Origin of the sequence: Chitinophaga niastensis (assembly GCF_003014755.1) — a bacterium.
In the GTDB taxonomy this organism is placed as follows: domain Bacteria; phylum Bacteroidota; class Bacteroidia; order Chitinophagales; family Chitinophagaceae; genus Chitinophaga; species Chitinophaga niastensis.
The window spans coordinates 126763-145250 of record NZ_PYAW01000009.1; the positions used below are offsets into that span (position 1 = coordinate 126763).

Here is an 18488-nt window from a genome sequence, read left to right on the forward strand (position 1 = left end):
TATGAAGTTTAATATAACAATCGCATTCATCACAATGTCGCTGGCAACGGTAGTATCTTCCTGCAAAAAAGATTTTATTGACCTGGCACCCGTGTCCAATCAAACGACGGCTACTTTTTTTAAGTCGGCCTCAGACTTTCAACAAGGCGTAAATGCCGTCTACGATGGGTTACAGAGCATACGCACCTATGGTAAATCCAGTTATTACCTGATGGAAGTGAGAAGTGATAATACAGATATTCAGGACAGGGCAGCACTCGGCGGCGGCGCTTCACAACTGGACCTGTTTACAGAAACCAGCAGCAACTCTTTTATTACAGATGTATATGCCGGTTCTTATGTAACCATCTCCAGAGCCAATGCAGTACTGGATCATATTGATGCAGCAGGTATTCCGGACTCCTCAAAAAAACAATTCAAAGGGGAGGCCTTGTTTCTGAGAGCCCTCGTATACTTCGACCTGGTACGGCTCTACGGCAAGGTGCCGCTGGTGATTAAAACAGAATCTACCTCCGAAGCTTTAAATGATAAAAGAAATGATGTAGCAGTGGTATATGCACAGATTGAAAAAGATCTGCAATCCGCGGCTACACTGCTTCCTGCTGCATACACTAACGCAAACGACTATGGGAGAGCTACCGCAGGCAGTGCCAATGGTTTGCTGGGTAAAGTATACGTAACGGAAAAAAAGTGGAGTGATGCCACCAATGTATTAAAAAACGTAAACGGCTATACGTTGTTGACGGATTATGCCAGTCTGTATACGCCGGCCAATGTTATCAACCCGGAAGTGCTGTTTACCGTGCGGTTTAAAAAGGGCCTGAGCCCTTCCGAAGGCAACAACTTTTTTTCGGATATGGTACCATTTTCCTTTTACTTTAATGGCGCCAGCTACGGCGGCTCCAATAACAACCGGCCTACACACGACATCGTTGCTGCTTATGAAGGGGGTGATAAGCGCCTGATAGCATCGCTGGATACAGTGTCTAACAGTAACGCCACTACGCAGCAGAAAGGTAATTATGTAAAGAAATATTTAGATCCTCCGGGTGCTACCGCAGATGGAGGCAGCAGCTTCCCGATATTGCGTTATGCAGATGTACTGTTGCTGGCCGCTGAGGCATTAAATGAACAGGGTTATAGCCCCGCTGCCGGTGCTGGTACTGCCTTTGATTACCTGAACCAGGTAAGACGACGAGCAGGGTTGAATGCAAAAACGGCCGCCGACTTACCGGACCAGAACAGTTTCCGGGATGCCATCTTTGCCGAAAGGCGCGTGGAGCTTGCCTTTGAGAACAACCGCTGGTTTGATCTCATCCGCTATTCCAAAGGGTTAGCTATTATGCAGGCGCATTTGCTGAAAGAGTATGGATTACAAACACCGGTGCTAACGGCTAACCGGTTGCTGTACCCTATTCCGCAAAGCGAAATTGATATTCACAACGATCCGGCTAACTTTCCTCAGAATCCATGATGATAGCCGGTTTGAACTAAACAGACAAGGAAGAAGCGTTTTATGTTGCCGGGAGCATTGGCTTGTTTCCCGGCAGAGGCGCAGCATGCCAGTGACGCTGTGTGAGTAAAACAACGCCGCTACATGTATGGCTGCGTCTACTTTATTGTACAACGATTCGCAGGATTTGCCTATATTGAGATAGAGGGAAGGGTAGTAGCCCCTGATCTCCTCTCTGCCTGATCAGGCCCGCATATTTTCCACTAATAAAATTTTTGATATGGGAAATAATATTGCAGCACCGTTTATACCTGCACAGTACACTGGTGAAGAAACCGCCACTTCTGCTATAAGGAAGGCGGAGGATGAATCTGCAGCCAGACGTTTTTTTCAGGAGGCAATGGAACGACTGGTAGATGTAAATCATTGGGCAAACTGGTGCGGCACTTTGTTATCTGCATTTCAGCTGGTAAATGCTGCCGATAAACCGATAGATGGTTTTGCAGAAACGGGCATGTATATACGAATAGATATCCCCGGTCCGGGAACCAATGCCGGCAAGGGATTCGACTGGGTAAAGATTGAACAGAAAGAACATGTGATCCTCAACACACACCAGGAAGTATTTTTCATCAGGGCCAGACCCAGCGAGCATCCCGTTCAAAAGCATTCCGGCATTGCTCATTTTTTACGCAAGGAAGCCAGCAGTTCATTTGTAATAACCAGGGATCATAACACCGTAACGGCCAGTGTTTACGGGCGCAATGAAGTGCCTAATACCAAAGTAGCCGATATAGCCGATAAGATCAGGAATGCAATAATAGGCTCCTCCAGTGCGATGAGTGTATCAAAGATCCAATGGAAGGCATTGGTGGAAGGCATTTTAAGCTAAATAACAGCCGGCTATTTATCCCGATTGATCAACTGCTCCCGCTCAAAAAAACTTTGTTGCCTCATTTGTTTCTCTACCTCATCAATCGCTTTCATCAGGTTGTTTTTTGTATCCGTTAGTGCTGTCAGCGCTTTTACCATGTTCTTCCATACCGGTTGCATCTGTATTACTAACAGGTTCCCCTTTTCAGTGAGTTGTATCAAACGTTTTCTTTCATCCGTTTTATCTTTTTTAGAACGGATGAGCTTTTGTTTCTCCAGTTCTTTGAGCAGGCTGATGGTGGAAGGATGGGAGTAGCCTATTTCAAGGGCTACTTCCACCACGCTGAGAATATTTTTTTGGTGCAGGGTATAAATGACGGGGAACCATTTGGGCTCAAAGTCAATGCCATTAGCCTTATAGATCAGCTGTCCATCTTTGCGTAGCTGGTCGCTGAGTCTTTGTAACCGGGTAGAAATAGCCAGGATACCCGATTGGTCAATAACATTTATCATGCTTATTAATCGTTAAGGTGTAAATGATAGAAGATATTATCGGCATTCATCACCGGAAAATACGATGGTAAATCCGCTTTTTTTATCTCTTTAAAATTATTACGTTCATAAAAGCGCATAGCAGCTTGTAGCTTGGTTACTGTTCCCAGGTAAAGATCTGTTATCTGTACGGACTTACAATAAGCAATGAGGGTTTCCAGCAACTGTTGGGCGAGGCCCAGCTCTTTTCCCCGGAACGCTTTTTTTACAAACATTTTGCGGATGGCGCCTGCCTGGTGCCCGGTGGCAATCAAGGCAATAGTGCCCACCAGCTCATCGTCTACGCTGGCGCCCCAAAAACCGCCGCCTGTCTGATGATAGTTAGCCTCAATATCCAACAGGTCCGGCTGATCTTCCAGGGTGATAGGCACGTTGAACTCAATTTGCTGGATAGGCAGGATAATGTCAATAATTTCTTTGCAGAATCGATTATCAATCATTGTGATAGTGGGTACTGTAGTCATTACCATGGATTTATAGTACAAAACTACGTAGTTGACTACATAAATCAAAATAAAATTTTTTTAACAGATAAAAAATTAGATATTGCCAGTACCGGCAATATTTTTAGATAGATGTAAACAACTATGTTATGGCGAATTTGAATCTTGGAAGAAATGAATTTGGGCAGCCCGAAAATGCGGGGAATACATTAACAAAAGAGGCCGCACAGGAACTATTACTCAGCTGGGTAATCAACACAAAGCTGCGCGTGCATATGCAACAGGTGGGTTACCTGATGCAACGATGGGCAGCTGAAAAAGAAGGGCTTGATGAGCAGGGACAATGGCGCTGGGAAATGGCAGGACTATTACATGATGCAGACTGGGACCAGTGGCCGGATCAGCATTGTATTAAAATTATTACAGAACTGGAATCACGGAAGATATGCCCGGAAATAATCAGGGCCATTGCCTCCCATGGTCCGGCCTATTTTGGTGTAGATCCCGTCACACAAATGGATAAGATGCTGTATGCCTTCGATGAGCTATCAGGATTGGTGCACGCTTATTCGCTCATGCGCCCTGGTGGTTATGATAGTATGGATGTAAAGGGAGTTAAAAAAAGACTGAAAGAAAAATCTTTTGCTGCGAATGTATCGCGTGATGATATCCAGGATGCCTGCGAACGCGCAGCCATCGCACAGGACGATCTGATTGCATTTATAGTGAAACACCAGCCGTCAGCGGTATTGTTTTAACTATTTACCGGACCGCTATTTCTCTTATAATCGCTACATTTGGTAAACCGGTAAAGATCACTAACGCCCTTGTATCAACGAAGGCAAAAGCCTGTTTACCGGGAAAAATGTATTGCATGAAGACGATGAAAATATTATTTTCCGCTATACTGGTCATTTTTATGCTGGCTTCCTGTAAAAGCAAATGGGATAAGACACAGCCTGTGGTAGAAAATATTTCAGAGTCGGTGTACGCATCCGGCATCATTAAAAGCAGGCACCAGTACCAGGTGTATTCTAAGGTAAACGGCCTGATAGTAAGCATCGCGGTAACAGAAGGGGATACGGTGAAAAAAGGAGATCCTATCCTGAAGGTTTTAAATGAAACATCGGAATTAAATACAGAGAATGCCAGGCTATCCGCCGCATATGCAGCCGTGAGCGCCAATACCGATAAACTCAATGAGCTGAAAATAAATATTGACCTCGCTAAAGTAAAACTGGCCAATGACTCCCTGTTGCTGTTCCGGCAACGCAGCCTCTGGCAGCAACAAATTGGTAGCTTACACCAGGTGGAACAGGCGGAACTGGCCTATAAAAGCTCACTCACCGCATATAATGCAGCGGTATTCAAATACAACGACCTGCAGAAGCAGCTGAACTTTACAGCTAAACAATCCAGTAAAAATTTGCAGATCAGCACTACCATGAGCAATGATTATACAGTGAAAAGCGATATCAATGGTAAAGTATACAGTGTGTTGAAGAAGGCCGGTGAAATGGTAAACACACAAGCTCCGGTGGCTATTATTGGTGATGCCAGCGACTTTTACCTGGAATTACAGGCCGATGAATATGATATTGCCAGGATCAGGTTAGGACAAAAAGTATTGATTACCCTGGATAGCTATAAGGGACAAGCCTTTGAGGCAACAGTAGAAAAAATATACCCCATCATGAACGAACGTTCCAGGTCATTTACAGTAGATGCCCGGTTTGTGACACAACCACCGGTCATCTATCCCAACCTCACACTGGAAGCAAATATCATCATACAAACAAAAGATAAAGCATTAACTATTCCGCGTAATTACCTGGTAGAAGATGCCTACGTTTTGTTGGAGAATAAGGAAAAAAGAAAAGTAACAACCGGATTAAAAGATTATCAGAAAGTAGAAATAGTCAGCGGACTTACAGCGGGAGATGTAATTATTAAACCGGTGAAATGAATTACAAATTAATTTTTAATATATCGGCATCACTGTTGCTGGCACGCTGGAAACAAACGCTGGTAGCAGCTATTGGCGTTACATTCAGTATCACCATGTTCATTACTTTGTTGAGCTTTATGACAGGATTGAATGGTTTGCTGGATGGATTAATTCTGAACAGAACACCTCATGTGCGTATCTATAATGAAATTAAGCCTAACAAAAATCAACCGGTAAATGTATCTGGTCAATATAAAAAATCCTACAATTTTATTAAGTCGATAAAGGCTACCGGCAGCCGGCAGGAGATCTACAACAGCGGCGCTGTTATGCAATCTATCAGAAGCGATCTGCGTGTACTGGGTTTTGCACCCAGAATAACGGCGCCTGTTCTCTTCAATACCGGTACCATCGATATCACTGGTGTGATTAATGGTATTGATGTGCTGGCAGAAAGTAACCTGTTTCATTTTAATGATTATATCATTACAGGTGCAGCCGTTGATCTTAATAATGTGCCCAATAGTATTATCCTGGGAAAAGGCGTAGCGGAGAAATTGTTGGCAGAACCCGGAGATGTAGTACAGGTAACCACTTCCCAGGGCGGCATTGTACCATTAAAAGTAGTAGGCTTCTTTCAATCCGGCTTACAGGATTTTGATAAAGTGCAATGTTATGCATCTATTAATACCACACAAAAATTATTAGGGAAACCTAATAATTATATTACTGATATACAGGTAAAGTTAAAGGATATAAACCTGGCGCCCGCTGTGGCAAAGGAATACAGCACATTGTTTCAGGCTGATACAGAAGATATTCAAACAGCTAATTCACAATTTGAAACAGGTAGTTTTATCAGAACACTCATCTCATATGCAGTAGGTATCACCTTATTGATAGTAGCCGGATTCGGGATCTATAATATTTTAAACATGATGATTTATGAGAAGATGGATTCCATCGCCATTTTAAAAGCAACCGGATTTTCCGGCAGTGATGTGAACCGCGTGTTTTTAGTGATAGCGCTGAGTATCGGTTTTTTTGGCGGAATAGTAGGATTGTTTTTTGGTTTTTTGTTGTCAAATGTCATTGATCAGATCCCCTTTAAAACGGCTGCATTGCCTACTATTACTACCTATCCGGTGAATTATGATCCTGCTTTTTATTTCATAGGCGCAACGTTTTCATTGGTCACTACTTATTTTGCCGGCTTCTTTCCTGCCAGAAAGGCCAGCAGGGTAGATCCTGTAATTATTATAAGAGGAAAATAATATGAACGAGGTTATTTTGCAGGCGAGGCATATTAATAAATCTTTTCATGACCCGGTAACGGTACCGGTACTACATGATATCAATATTGCTGTTAATAAAGGAGAATTTGTTTCCGTAGTAGGGAAATCCGGCTGTGGTAAGTCTACGCTGCTGTACATCCTTTCTACTATGGACACTGATTACGAAGGAGAATTATTTATTGATCAGGAACGTATCACCAACAAAAAAGAAAAACAACTGGCGCGTATCCGCAATGAAAAAATAGGTTTTGTGTTTCAGTTCCATTATTTACTGAATGAGTTTAGTGTGCTCAAAAATGTAATGCTGCCGGGGCTCAAGCTGAACAGGTATGCAGAAAAAGAAGTGGAGCACCGGGCCATTGAACGCCTGAAAATGTTGCATATTGATCAGCTGGCGTTAAAAAATGCAAACCAGTTATCTGGTGGTGAAAAACAAAGGGTAGCTATTTGCAGGGCACTCATCAATGATCCTATAATAGTTATTGGTGATGAGCCTACTGGCAATCTTGACAAAAAAAACGGGCAAATTGTATTTGATATTTTTCAGCAACTGACGGCAGAATACAATCAAACGCTACTGATCGTAACCCACGACCAAACCTTTGCCGATCATACTAACCGGATTATAGAAATGGAAGATGGTAAAATTATCAGGCAGTGACAAAGCTGCTTACAATAGCTTGGCTACTGCGTCCTGCCAGTCAAGGATCCGCTCAAAGCCTTCTGCATGAATATTATGATGGCCGCTGTATAAATAAGGTTTGCCCTTAAAATGCGCAAAGTTGCGGGTAAGATCGTCAATCATAATATCCGTTTGTACAATGGATTTGTCGCCGCAAAAACAAAACTGTTTCCAGCTCAGAAACGGAAAGTTATCCTGCAGCCAGTCGTATTTATCTTTCAGCGAAGTAGGAAACTCCATGGCAGCAGACACAATAAACAATTTGTATTTTTTATTCAGTTCTTCCAACACTTCCTGTGCATGCGGAAATACATCGATATCACGGAAAAAACCGGGCGTATTCAGGTATTCCCTGATTTTGAGTTTATGCTCAGCCGGCAATATATCTGTTAGTGATTTGCCGTGTAATTCTTCTGTAGTAAAGGTTTTACCAAAATCTCTGTAATACCATTCTCTGGCTTTTTTAATAGGATCGGCAATGGTTTCGTCCATGTCTATGGCAATAGATAGCTGCATCGGTTCATCATTTTATGACTACTAAGATAATAATTACTGCATACGCTGTGCTATTTTTTCAGTATTGTCATGGCGGTTAGCCGTTTGGTAATCAGCAAAAGTATGACTGCAGCGAAACTTGCCATAAATACAAACAACATAAAGAAATCGTAAGCATTACGAATAGGATGACCTATCAGCATAATTACCTTGTTTTTCTCAGGATACAGGGTGCTTAATACACCGGCGAGCTTGTTGGCCGCCGCTGTAGCCAGAAACCATACTGCCATCAACAGGGAAGCAAATTTAATGGGTGCGAGTTTATTTACCAGTGAAAGCCCAACCGGCGACAAACACAGTTCTCCAAAAGTATGCAGGGCATACATACCGGTAATCCAGATCATACTCACCTTAACACCGGGCTGTACTTCTTTTACGCCAAAAGCAATCCATAAATATCCAAGAGATAGGAATAACAAGCCTATAGCCATTTTGGTGGGTGGCAACGGTTCATATTTCCCTAATCGCGTCCATAACCAGGCAAAGAGAGGCGCAAAAATTACGATAAAGAAAGAGCCCAGGGAAAGAAACAGACTGGGAGGTACATCGTCGAGTAAAATATAGGCGCCATGCAGCAAAAAGAGATAACTATTAATGCCAACAATACCAATGAAGAAGAGCAATAACAATACATACATGGTATTGCGTAATAATCGGTCTGCCGCTGATGATAAGTGATGTTGTGCTTTTCTGAAAAGCCGGTATACAATGTATAGTAAAAAACAGGATATGATACCTATACACCAGACCGGGATCTTCCAGCCCAGGTGCCTGTTGGTTTGTTCATCTGCAAAAAAGGTAAGCGAAGCACCTGCCTGCTCAAAAGCACTCCAGAAAAATATAACAAAGAAAGAGATGATAAAAATAACCTTGATCCGTTGTCGCTCAATACGGGTAAGCGATTTGTCACCAAAAATAATTGCCGCAATGAATATTACCGCCGCCAGCATCAAATATGACAGGTAATTTACCACTTTGGCGTCGATGTATAATAAGCCAATCATCAGGAATGAGGTCAGCATTAGCCCGCCGATCATTAACAGGGGCTGTAATGCTTTGGGAGATGCATTTTCCGGCGTTAATCCAAGCACTTTTCCTGCAGGATCAACTACATATTTGTGATGAAATATTTTTTGTACCACCACACTGAGCGCCATACTGATACCGCCAGCCATGAAGGCCCATTTGAAATCCGAAGGATCACCGGTATCTCCGGTAAGTCCACAAATAACAGGACCTAAGGCGCCACCGGTATTAATGCCCATGTAAAAAATAGTATAAGCAACATCTGTTCTTTTATCACCCGCAGGATACAGCTGTCCTACCAGGGAAGATATGTTAGGCTTGAAAAAACCATTGCCTGCAATCATACATCCCAATCCGGAGAAAAAGAGCAGGATAGAAAGGGACGGCATCGTATGATAAACGGTGCTGCTCATAAACAGGATGATTTCTCCTATGACCATCACGATCCCGCCTGCAATAATAGCGCGGGAATTACCCCAGTAGCGGTCGGCAATATAGCCTCCCAGCAGTGGTGTAAGATAAATAAGCCCGGTATAGCTGCCATAAAGATTAGACGCAAAAACCTTATTAAATAATAATGCTTTGGTCATGAACAGGATAAGTACAGCACGCATGCCATAGTAGTTAAACCGCTCCCACATTTCTGTTGCAAATAAAATATAAAGTCCTTTGGGGTGCGGTTGCTGGTTGATATTTACAGGCATAGTGTTTTGGCAGTACGATGATACTTATTCAAATATGCGTTTCCTGCGCAGATATCTGTTTGCAATAATTAACCAGGTGTCTGCTTATTTTAACCTAACTGGTGTTTATTAATTTTTGTTAAATACTTTTGATGCAATATCATCTAAAAGCATCCGTATGTTTTCAAAAGAAACTTATATCTCGAGAAGAAATCGCTTAAAGTCAGATCTGGGAAACGGCATCATCTTACTCCCCGGAAATGAAGACAGCAGTATGAATTACAAGGATAACCTGTATCCTTTCCGTCAGGATAGCTGTTTTTTATATTTTACTGGAATAGACAGACCAGGCCTTACTTTCGTTATTGATGTTGATAACGACCGGGAAGTATTATTTGGCAATGACCTGACAATAGAAGAGATCATGTGGACAGGCCCCACGGATACATTAGCTGCACAAGCCGCATGGTCGGGGATTACGGATGTACAGCCTTTGTCTGCGCTAGCCTCTTTGCTGGAAAATGCGCTGCGTAAAAAACAAACTGTTCACTTCCTGCCACCATACAAAGCAGATACCGCAGTGATGTTGAGTGGTTACCTGAATATTCCGGTGGCTTTGTTAGCGGAGCAGGCATCGCTTACTTTAATTAAGGCTATCGTAAAACAGCGTTCAATAAAAACGGTAGCAGAAGTGCAGGAGATTGAAATTGCAGTGAATACAACTATTGATATGCAATTGAAAGCCATGCAGCTGGCAAAGGCAGGTGTCACAGAAACCGAGATCGCCGGTCAGTTGCAGGGCGTTGCTGTAGGGGCAGGGGGCAACCTCTCTTTTCCTGTTATCCTGACCGTGAACGGAGAGTTTTTGCATAATCATCCCGGTAATCATGTGCTGCAAAACGGACAATTAGTTTTATGTGATTGCGGAGCAGAGAGTGCTATGCACTATGCCGGTGATCTTACCCGTACCCATCCGGTAAATAAAAAGTTCAGTACTGTGCAACGGGAAATTTATGATATCGTATTTAATGCATATCAGACGGCTGTCAATGCATTAAAACCAGGTATTTTATTTAAAGAGGTACATTTGCTGGCCTGTGAAAAGCTGGCAGAGGGGCTGGCGCAGATTGGTGTCATGAAAGGTGATGCGAAAGAAGCCGTACAGGCAGGGGCGCACACGCTGTTTTTTCCCTGTGGCCTGGGGCATATGATGGGATTGGATATTCATGATATGGAGAATCTGGGAGAGGAATACGTAGGTTATACAGATGACCTGAAAAAGAGTACTGATTTCGGTCTGAAGTCTCTTCGCCTGGGACGTGCACTGGAAGACGGTTTTGTGTTAACCGTAGAACCAGGCATTTATTTTAATCCGCTGTTAACCGATGCATGGCAGGCTGCCGGGAAACATACGAATTTCATCAATTATGAAAAATTAGCCGGGTATAAAAATTTTGGCGGTGTGCGTGTAGAAAACAACTTCCTGATAACAGCAACTGGCAGCCGTTTATTAGGACGACCTTTGGCTGCTACTGCTGCTGAAATTGAAAAAGAAATAGCCTCCTGACCGTGTGTCCCATAGGATGTTGGCTATCAAATAATTTTTAGATTACTTTACAGGCAGTTGCATGGAATTTTTATGTAGCTGCCTGTAAAGATTTTTAAAAAGCCAGGATACCCCGTTTTGTTTTCTCCTGCTTCCTCCCTGCAGCAATAAGGCTACCATTTATTTTTTGTATTAAAAACTTGTATATGTAAGTTTTTATCATAAACTTGCATCCACTTCTATCGGATCATATAGTATCAACCATCCTTATAAGTCTGAAGAGTCGAAGAAATTTACCCATATCCCAAGATGAACTCCAATAGTGCAGCTGATTTATTTTAAGTTGAAACAAGTCCCATGGCTATTTTGGCATCATTTCTTTCCTATGCTTAGAAAAATGCTTCTAATAATAATTAAAACAATATGAAATTTTGTACTCCCCTATACGCGGTTGTTTTTTTTCTGATGACGTTCTCTGTGCATACGCTACAGGCGCAGACGGTAGGCAGGACTGTTAGTGTGTTTGATCCTCCTGCCGCCCAGTATTTTTTTAATCAGTACCTGGCTAACCCGGCTATGGCCGGCCTGGATTCAGGTATACATATCAATGTATCTTACCGCCGTCCATCAGATGGTATTCCCGGTGCACCGGTTACACAAACGGCTTCTGTGGATGCTTACATGGGACATCGGGTAGGAGCGGGCTTCAATGTATACAACGATAAAGCCGGTTTATTACAGCGTACCAAAGCGGCGCTTACCTATGCATACCATCTTCCGGTGGGAATGAATGACCAGTCGCTTAGTTTTGGTTTGTCGCTCGCCGTTGAAGTGCAGCGCCTTAATATCAAAGACCTGAACGGAGATATGAATGACCCGTCTCTGGGCGCTTTTAACCGCAGGGATAATTATTTTGAAAGCGATTTCGGAATGGCCTATACAGATCATCATTTCACTATACAGGTGGCTATGCCTAACCTGATAGGACAGGTTAAGAACGATGAGAAGAATATAGCAGGACTGGCCACTTTCTTCAGCGCTGCTGCCTATAAATTTAACCTGGGTAATGAGATCAGCGGCATTGAGCCTAAAGTTTGTTACAGGGGTGTAAGGGGAGAAGAAAATATTATTGATGCCGGTGCCAACATAGGTTTACTCAACGACTGGGCCAATGTATTTGGCATGTATCACAGCAGTGGCAGTGTTAGTGCCGGTGCCGGGTTTAATTATAAGTCATTTATTGCCTTACAGGCTGTCTATATTACCCAAACAACCGGTTATAGCACTATTATGGCTAATAGTTTTGAGATCAATCTGCGTTTGAATATCAGGTAAGTCTGGTCTGATTTGCCCGGAATCAGGCTGTTTTAAATAAAAAAGGCCGTCTCATTGTTCTGAGACGGCCTCCCTCATTTTATAACCACACATATCTATTTCACCACCTTCGTACGGGCATGTTCTCCGGATGAATTTATATCGATGATATAAAATCCCGCAGGCAAGCCAGACAATCCTTCCAGCCGGAAGACCTGTTGTCCTTTGTTAGCATATTTTATTTTTTGAACTATAATGTTCCCTTGCAGATCAAATAACCTGATCAATGCCTTGCCTTCAGATTTTGCTGTATACCATATACTGATATTATCTGTAAACGGATTGGTTGCTTTCAAACCATCAACTGACTGAAGATGAGGAACAATGGCAATAACGGAAGTTGTAGCCATCCTTGCAGTTGCCATGGCGAGGGTATCAGTAGTAATGTTGATGGAATAATCTTCTACCTCTCCCATATAAGCATCCTGGCCACAGCTGATTAAATCATAGCCGTAACCCAAACGTATACGCATCAACGTAGGCCCGGTTACAGCATTGGCCGGCACTGTAATGGTTTGTTTATACGGACCGGTACCGCGTTTTACATATACTTTTTCCGTAGCCTCATCCAGTACCTTATCGCCATTCCAGTCTATCCATGCCGCTACCGCAATGTCATTCCAGTAATCAATCTGTGTACTAATTTCCAGGTCATACGAACGTCCCGGAACAACTACTGCTTTATCAGTAGTGAAGTCGCTGTATCCATTCCACAAAGAAGGCTGATCGATCCCTGCAAATTTAACATTGGTAATACTATTGTAATTAAGTGCAGTACTGGCTGTACAGTAATCACCAACGTGTGCAAGCGAATCATCTGTTACGGTGATATAAGTTGCTTTGGTAAGCGTGTCGTTACCTGATTTTCCGGTTACAACTAACGTTACCAGGTAAACGCCCTTGTTAAGATAAGTAACCACCGGATGCATACTGGTGTCTGAAGCAGGAGAACCGCCTGTAAAAGTCCAGTTGCGGTGAAGTACATAGCCGGTGCTTTGATCTGTAAAGCCAACGGTCTTACCTTTTTTAATGGTAGTACTGCTATCCGCCGTGAATGCCGCTACCGGAATAATGCTGCTGTCTATCGTATGTTGTCCTGTGGTGATAGGGGCACCAGGTTTGGTATTATAAGCATAATCCAGCAGGGTATAGGAATGCCCGTCTGCCGCAACACTAAAATGGAACCAGCCATAATTGGTTTCTCCTGCATTTACATACCTGAATCCGGCGTAGCCGTTTTGTCCATTCCAGGTAGTATAATTGGCAGCATTAATATTATGTTCATCAGGGTAATTACCACCGGCTACAAAATTAGCGCTACTGTCAATGACGGTATTGGCAGGAATCAGGGTGATATTTTTTGTACCGTTTACACAAACCATTTCACGGTTATAGGTTTCAAAACGTGCCTGCCCGTTTTGTATCCAGATGCCATAACCTATGTCCGGCGCATCTTCCAGCCAGAAGAATGACCATGGATTGGATGGGCTGACGGTCGTATCCGGAACATCTACATACTTGATGATATATGGATTACGATAGGTGATACTCAACGTTTTGGAAGCAGTGCCAAATGTTTTACTGATGCCTTCAAAGGCAGCAGGGAGTAATGTAACCACCACATTATTGGTATTGTTGGCAGTGGTATGGTCATAGGCTTTACCGCTAAAATATAGCCGTGCATTTTTCCTGTCAGTAGCTACCAGCTGTACTTCCAGTCCTGCCGGTAAATTACTCACCGTATAATGCGTATTCTTTATGAAATTACCTGTGCCGATAGCAAACCGGGTGCTGTACATGAAAAGATCAGTGGTATCGCCGATGCTGCCATCGTTGGCCAATGTTTCCTTGTAATTGCCACCAGACCAGGATACTTCGACTGACGATACTTCTCCGGCACGAATATCTGCCTCCGGAGCTTCATTGTAAGCATAGTCGCGGATGATATATTTATTGCCTCCGGGGAAGACGGTCATTCTCATCCAGCCATAATGATACTTTCCTTTAATGGTAAAACGAACACCGATGAAGGCTGTTTTTCCATCCCATTGATTATAAGTAGGGGAATAAATATCATGCTCGAAGGGGAACGGACCACCATTTACAAAGTTTGAATTTAGGCCGATCAGGGTATTAGCCTCCAGTGGTGTGATATTTACGGTACGATCCTCACATACCGCTGCTTTCTGGTAGGTTTCAAATCTTAATTTGCCCTGGTACCACCATCCTCCATAGTTAGCGTCTCCCACACCCATACTGAAGTAAACAAAGTTATTATTCTGATCAATAACTACATCATCCACGTCCTTATAAACTATCTTATAGGGATCAATAAAGTGAATACTCAGCGTAGTTGTTGGATTAAACAAACCGGCTGTGCCTCCTGCAATGGCAGGGTTCAGGAATGTTATTTTCAGGCTGTCTGTATTGTTGGCAACACCGTGTTGAAGCGCTTTACCAGTGAAGGAAAGCAGCGCAGTGCTGTCTGTTTGCAGATCAATTTTAACAGCAAGACCAGCAGGCAGGTTTTGGGTGGTGAAATCCACACCACTCACCAATAGCCCTGTGCTGTTAACAAATTTTGCTCCATCAAGGGCAGTAACAGTAGCTTTGCCCCATGTACCATTTCCCATATCTACGCCTACACTACCATCGTTTTTATCGCTTTCAACAAATTGTACAGTAGAAAATAAAAATCGTTTAGCCGGCGCCGTGATAATGGTGGCTGCAAGATTAGTGGCTGACCAAAGGTTACTGCGCCGGCCTGTATTACTATTAAGTGCAGCTATCATCCTGTCGCTCTGCCCCAGGGTAAACATTTTGGTACAGGAAGCGTAGTCCATGTAATTTTCAATATTGGCTACAGGGCCACAGGGGTGCGCATTCACGTCACAACCGGAGTTTACAGTAGTAGGCGGGGTATCGTCTACATAATCACCGGGTGCATTACACCCGTTCTCGAAGGTATGCAGCAAATTAAGGAAGTGCCCTATTTCATGCGTTAATACCCGTTTCATGCCCGGGTAGCCTACTTCTGAACAACCTACGCCTTCAGCACCCAGGTACCGGCAGTTGTACATAATCCCATCCAGCTTATTGTTATATACCCAGTCATCCGGAAGAAAAGCCCAGCCTGAGTTATTGAAGACGCCTTTTTTCTCTACTTCATTTACAACCCATACGTTCAGGTATTTTTCACCTGGCCAGTAAGAGATATGCTTCACGGCGCTGCCGTAACCATCAGGAGAACGGCCATCGAGGTCGTTGTAATGATAGGTGACACCTGTAGTAGGATTACCATCCGGATCAATATCAGCCAGTTTGAAAGTGATATGAAGATTGGCTGCCAGTGACTTGAAACGTGGATCAATAGCGGAAAAATCCCAGTTGGTGGCACTGTAATCTTCATTGAGGATGTCCATAGCAGACTCTATCTGGGCCATGGTAACCTTTTCGGGATTCACCGCATCATTCACGTGAAAAACAATCGGTATCACGTATTCCACCGGTACTGCAGTTGCCGCGAGGCGCTGATTTTGTTTGTTGCTGATAAACTGGCGTGTAAAAGCCTCCTGTTTATTAGCAGCGTTTTGTGTTGATGGAATTTGATGATACAAATCTTTCATAACCCTGCTGGAAGCGCAGTGATCGGGCAGCGGCGGAATCTTTTTTTGCGCCGTACTTACGTGGACAGTTAAACATAACAGGAGCGCAACCAGCGTCCTGCACTTGTGTAGATAGATTTTCATTGTAAAGGGATTTTAGTGGTTACAGCGGCATAGCAATGCCTGGCCCGGAAATCCGGACAGTTAAATTCATACGTGAAACTATTTTTTAAAAGGTTTGATTTTGGTTTGAACGATCGCCCAACCGGTATTTCAACAATACCGGTGATACATAAACAACCAGTACGAGAAAATGGGTGTAACCAGTATTAAATTTTTTTTATTTTTTGAGATCAATGCGGGAAAATGGCAGTTATCCGGGACAGATAATAAAGAAGGTGTTTATTTTATTTCCGCAAAAAAAACTGCGTCAAAGGTGTTAGCCTCTGACACAGTCTATCTCAGCATTCACCGTTTATTTTTGTTTCAGCATAATATTGCGGTACTCCACTTTCATAGGAGGTCCTACGTGTACTTGCAGGCCCAATAAGCCTTTCGACTTGCCATTCACTTTATCATTATCTGTCACGTCGCTCATTAAAACACCATTGATATAGTGCTGTAAATGGTTGCCCTTTATCACTAAATGACATTTATTCCAATCCTCACTTTTAATAAGCCTTTGCAGGGAATCTGAATTGCCCAGTGATGCAGTGGGTTTGGCGGCGGTCCAGGCATTATTTTTTATCCCATCCTGTAAAGATGTTGTTGGCGGCGGGATAGTTGTTTTTTGTCCGCGATACGCCAGTGTAGTGCGTCCGCGTTCTTCATAGTTCTGTCCTGTGTAATGGTTGGCGCCATCTATATCTGCCTGGTAGCCTTTTAAAGCATACGGTATATCCGGTAAAGTTTCACTGCGGTAATTGATACCGCTGTTACCGTCTTTTGAAATCCTAAATTCGAGCGTGAGCTCGAAATTAGCTGGCAGTCCGCCTTTCCAGATAATAAAGTTGTTGGTTTTTATTGCTGTAGCAGGCGTCACTTCACCTACTAAATTACCATTTTCTACGCGCCAGTGAGTACCATCAGCTTCCCAGCCCTTTAATGTTTTGCCATCAAAAATTTGTACATAGCCATTTTTATTGTCCATGCCGTTGCTGGTATTACAGCTGCCCGCCATGAACAGGAAAGGAATGGCTGCGAGCGGAGCAAATAAAGCATGCGGTCTTTTCAGCATAGTTATTTTTTTAAGATGATGATTAATTTTCGTATAGCCATAAACGGTACCTTGTCAGGCATTGGTATTTTTCCAGGTGCCGGAAGCTGCAGAATCCAGTACTGCCTGGCATACCTGCTGTGTTTCCAATGCCTCCCTGAAGGTAGGTGAACATGGTGTGCCTGTTTCCAGGCTCCGGAGAAAATCTGCTACCTGGTGTACAAACGAATGCTCATAACCGATACCCAGTCCGGGTACCCACCATTTATCCATGTAAGGCTGATCCCCGTCTGTAACATGAATAGAACGCCACCCACGTAACGTAGATGCGTCTGCGTTATCAAAATATTCCAGGCGGTTTAAATCGTGTAAGTCCCAGCGGATAGAAGCGTTTTCTCCATTGATTTCAAATGTATATAAAGCTTTATGTCCGCGTGCATAACGGGTTGATTCAAACAGGCCAAGGGAGCCGTTGTTAAATCGGCACATGAAAGCGCACGCATCATCAATATTTACTTTTTCTACTTTACCGGTCAGCTGATGCATACGTTCTTTCACAAATGTTTCTGTCATGCCGGACACATTTTTGATACTGCCGTTAAGCCATATGGCTGTGTCAATACAGTGGGAGAGCAGATCACCTACCACACCGGAACCGGCTACATCGGCATCCATACGCCATAAGCCTTCTCCACCTTGTGGCAGATTAGCGTTGATGGTCCAATCCTGCAGGAAGTTAGCACGATAATGAAAGATACGGCCCAGCTTACCCGAATCAATGATTTGTTTGGCCAGTGTAACTGCCGGGATGCGGCGGTAATTATACCATACGGTATTAGCTACACCTGCTTTTTCAATAGCGTCCACCATTCCACGTGATTCGTCCAGCGTGCGCGCCAGCGGCTTTTCGCAGAGGATCATTTTACCCGCTGCTGCAGCTGCAATAGCAATTTCTGCGTGTTTATCATTGGGTGTACAAATATCTATAGCATCAATATCGTCACGTGCAATCATGGATTTCCAATCTGTTTCTACAGACTGGTAACCCCATTGACCGGCAAAAGCCTGCGCTTTGTTTTCGGTGCGGGAACAAACCGCTTTCAGCACCGGCTGATAAGTCAGCTCCGGGAAAAAGTTTCCCACGCGCAGGTAACCATTGGAATGTGTTCTGCCCATAAAGCCACATCCTATTAAGCCTATCCTCAGTTCTTTCTTTTTTGTCATAGTTGTGAGTGAT

The 18488-nt window shown here is 43.4% G+C and carries 15 protein-coding genes; 8 read left to right on the forward strand and 7 right to left on the reverse strand.

Features of this window, described 5'->3' with window-relative positions; translation table 11 throughout:
* Position 1 precedes the first annotated feature (1 nt).
* Positions 2 to 1474, forward strand: coding sequence for a RagB/SusD family nutrient uptake outer membrane protein (locus tag CLV51_RS26805; RefSeq protein ID WP_106531193.1), 1473 nt, complete (start codon positions 2 to 4; stop codon positions 1472 to 1474).
* 259 nt (positions 1475 to 1733) lie between these two features.
* Positions 1734 to 2345 (forward strand): hypothetical protein, encoded by a 612-nt coding sequence (locus CLV51_RS26810; RefSeq protein WP_106531194.1) that lies wholly within the window; start codon positions 1734 to 1736, stop codon positions 2343 to 2345.
* Between the two features lie 11 nt (positions 2346 to 2356).
* Here the strand turns inward: CLV51_RS26810 and CLV51_RS26815 are convergent, their stop codons facing one another.
* Positions 2357 to 2839 carry a MarR family winged helix-turn-helix transcriptional regulator gene (locus CLV51_RS26815; RefSeq protein ID WP_245898970.1) on the reverse strand — a complete coding sequence of 161 codons (483 nt, stop codon included), beginning with the start codon at positions 2837 to 2839 and terminating at the stop codon, positions 2357 to 2359.
* Positions 2840 to 2844: 5 nt separating this feature from the next.
* Positions 2845 to 3342, reverse strand: coding sequence for a GNAT family N-acetyltransferase (locus CLV51_RS26820; RefSeq protein ID WP_106531195.1), 498 nt, complete (start codon positions 3340 to 3342; stop codon positions 2845 to 2847).
* 128 nt (positions 3343 to 3470) lie between these two features.
* Here CLV51_RS26820 and CLV51_RS26825 point away from each other — a divergent pair, with 128 nt between their 5' ends.
* The 4 genes from CLV51_RS26825 to CLV51_RS26840 all read left to right on the forward strand — a co-directional run bounded on the left by CLV51_RS26825 (position 3471) and on the right by CLV51_RS26840 (position 7225).
* Entirely contained in the window at positions 3471 to 4079 is a 609-nt protein-coding gene (locus CLV51_RS26825; RefSeq protein WP_106531196.1) for a hydrolase, read from the forward strand.
* A gap of 116 nt (positions 4080 to 4195) precedes the next feature.
* Positions 4196 to 5287, forward strand: coding sequence for an efflux RND transporter periplasmic adaptor subunit (locus tag CLV51_RS26830; protein ID WP_245898972.1), 1092 nt, complete (start codon positions 4196 to 4198; stop codon positions 5285 to 5287).
* Complete coding sequence (locus tag CLV51_RS26835; protein WP_106531198.1) at positions 5284 to 6543, forward strand: ABC transporter permease; 1260 nt, start codon at positions 5284 to 5286, stop codon at positions 6541 to 6543. The genes CLV51_RS26830 and CLV51_RS26835 overlap by 4 nt, the downstream gene beginning before the upstream one ends.
* 1 nt (position 6544) lies before the next feature.
* The gene (locus CLV51_RS26840; protein WP_106531199.1) at positions 6545 to 7225 is read left to right on the forward strand and encodes an ABC transporter ATP-binding protein; all 681 of its coding nucleotides are present in this window, start codon (positions 6545 to 6547) and stop codon (positions 7223 to 7225) included.
* A 9-nt stretch (positions 7226 to 7234) separates the two neighbouring features.
* On the opposite strand, the gene CLV51_RS26845 is transcribed toward CLV51_RS26840, so the two are convergent.
* Together CLV51_RS26845 and CLV51_RS26850 are read right to left on the reverse strand one after the other, a co-directional pair.
* Complete coding sequence (locus CLV51_RS26845) at positions 7235 to 7762, reverse strand: 5' nucleotidase, NT5C type (RefSeq protein ID WP_106531200.1); 528 nt, start codon at positions 7760 to 7762, stop codon at positions 7235 to 7237.
* A gap of 50 nt (positions 7763 to 7812) precedes the next feature.
* A complete protein-coding gene (locus CLV51_RS26850) occupies positions 7813 to 9531 on the reverse strand; it encodes a peptide MFS transporter (RefSeq protein WP_106531201.1) in 1719 nt (572 codons plus the stop codon).
* Between the two features lie 157 nt (positions 9532 to 9688).
* Here CLV51_RS26850 and CLV51_RS26855 point away from each other — a divergent pair, with 157 nt between their 5' ends.
* Positions 9689 to 11077 carry an aminopeptidase P family protein gene (locus CLV51_RS26855; protein WP_106531202.1) on the forward strand — a complete coding sequence of 463 codons (1389 nt, stop codon included), beginning with the start codon at positions 9689 to 9691 and terminating at the stop codon, positions 11075 to 11077.
* Between the two features lie 402 nt (positions 11078 to 11479).
* On the forward strand, positions 11480 to 12391 hold the full coding sequence (locus CLV51_RS26860; RefSeq protein ID WP_106531203.1) for a PorP/SprF family type IX secretion system membrane protein: 912 nt from the start codon (positions 11480 to 11482) through the stop codon (positions 12389 to 12391).
* A gap of 95 nt (positions 12392 to 12486) precedes the next feature.
* Here CLV51_RS26860 and CLV51_RS26865 read toward each other — a convergent pair whose 3' ends face one another.
* The 3 genes from CLV51_RS26865 to CLV51_RS26875 form a co-directional block, all read right to left on the reverse strand.
* Entirely contained in the window at positions 12487 to 16179 is a 3693-nt protein-coding gene (locus tag CLV51_RS26865) for a M43 family zinc metalloprotease (protein ID WP_106531204.1), read from the reverse strand.
* Positions 16180 to 16510: 331 nt separating this feature from the next.
* On the reverse strand, positions 16511 to 17272 hold the full coding sequence (locus tag CLV51_RS26870) for a 3-keto-disaccharide hydrolase (protein ID WP_106531205.1): 762 nt from the start codon (positions 17270 to 17272) through the stop codon (positions 16511 to 16513).
* A gap of 54 nt (positions 17273 to 17326) precedes the next feature.
* Positions 17327 to 18475, reverse strand: a complete 1149-nt coding sequence (locus CLV51_RS26875) for a Gfo/Idh/MocA family protein (protein WP_106531206.1) — start codon at positions 18473 to 18475, stop codon at positions 17327 to 17329.
* Between the last annotated feature and the right edge of the window lie 13 nt (positions 18476 to 18488).

Coding starts and splice junctions, on each gene's coding strand:
- CLV51_RS26810 (WP_106531194.1), top strand. CDS start 1,734: ATGGGAAATAATATTGCAGCACCGTTTATACCTGCACAGTACACTGGT.
- CLV51_RS26830 (WP_245898972.1), top strand. CDS start 4,196: ATGAAGACGATGAAAATATTATTTTCCGCTATACTGGTCATTTTTATG.
- CLV51_RS26820 (WP_106531195.1), bottom strand. CDS start 3,342: ATGACTACAGTACCCACTATCACAATGATTGATAATCGATTCTGCAAA.
- CLV51_RS26835 (WP_106531198.1), top strand. CDS start 5,284: ATGAATTACAAATTAATTTTTAATATATCGGCATCACTGTTGCTGGCA.
- CLV51_RS26875 (WP_106531206.1), bottom strand. CDS start 18,475: ATGACAAAAAAGAAAGAACTGAGGATAGGCTTAATAGGATGTGGCTTT.
- CLV51_RS26850 (WP_106531201.1), bottom strand. CDS start 9,531: ATGCCTGTAAATATCAACCAGCAACCGCACCCCAAAGGACTTTATATT.
- CLV51_RS26855 (WP_106531202.1), top strand. CDS start 9,689: ATGTTTTCAAAAGAAACTTATATCTCGAGAAGAAATCGCTTAAAGTCA.
- CLV51_RS26860 (WP_106531203.1), top strand. CDS start 11,480: ATGAAATTTTGTACTCCCCTATACGCGGTTGTTTTTTTTCTGATGACG.
- CLV51_RS26870 (WP_106531205.1), bottom strand. CDS start 17,272: ATGCTGAAAAGACCGCATGCTTTATTTGCTCCGCTCGCAGCCATTCCT.
- CLV51_RS26805 (WP_106531193.1), top strand. CDS start 2: ATGAAGTTTAATATAACAATCGCATTCATCACAATGTCGCTGGCAACG.
- CLV51_RS26840 (WP_106531199.1), top strand. CDS start 6,545: ATGAACGAGGTTATTTTGCAGGCGAGGCATATTAATAAATCTTTTCAT.
- CLV51_RS26815 (WP_245898970.1), bottom strand. CDS start 2,839: ATGATAAATGTTATTGACCAATCGGGTATCCTGGCTATTTCTACCCGG.
- CLV51_RS26865 (WP_106531204.1), bottom strand. CDS start 16,179: ATGAAAATCTATCTACACAAGTGCAGGACGCTGGTTGCGCTCCTGTTA.
- CLV51_RS26825 (WP_106531196.1), top strand. CDS start 3,471: ATGGCGAATTTGAATCTTGGAAGAAATGAATTTGGGCAGCCCGAAAAT.
- CLV51_RS26845 (WP_106531200.1), bottom strand. CDS start 7,762: ATGCAGCTATCTATTGCCATAGACATGGACGAAACCATTGCCGATCCT.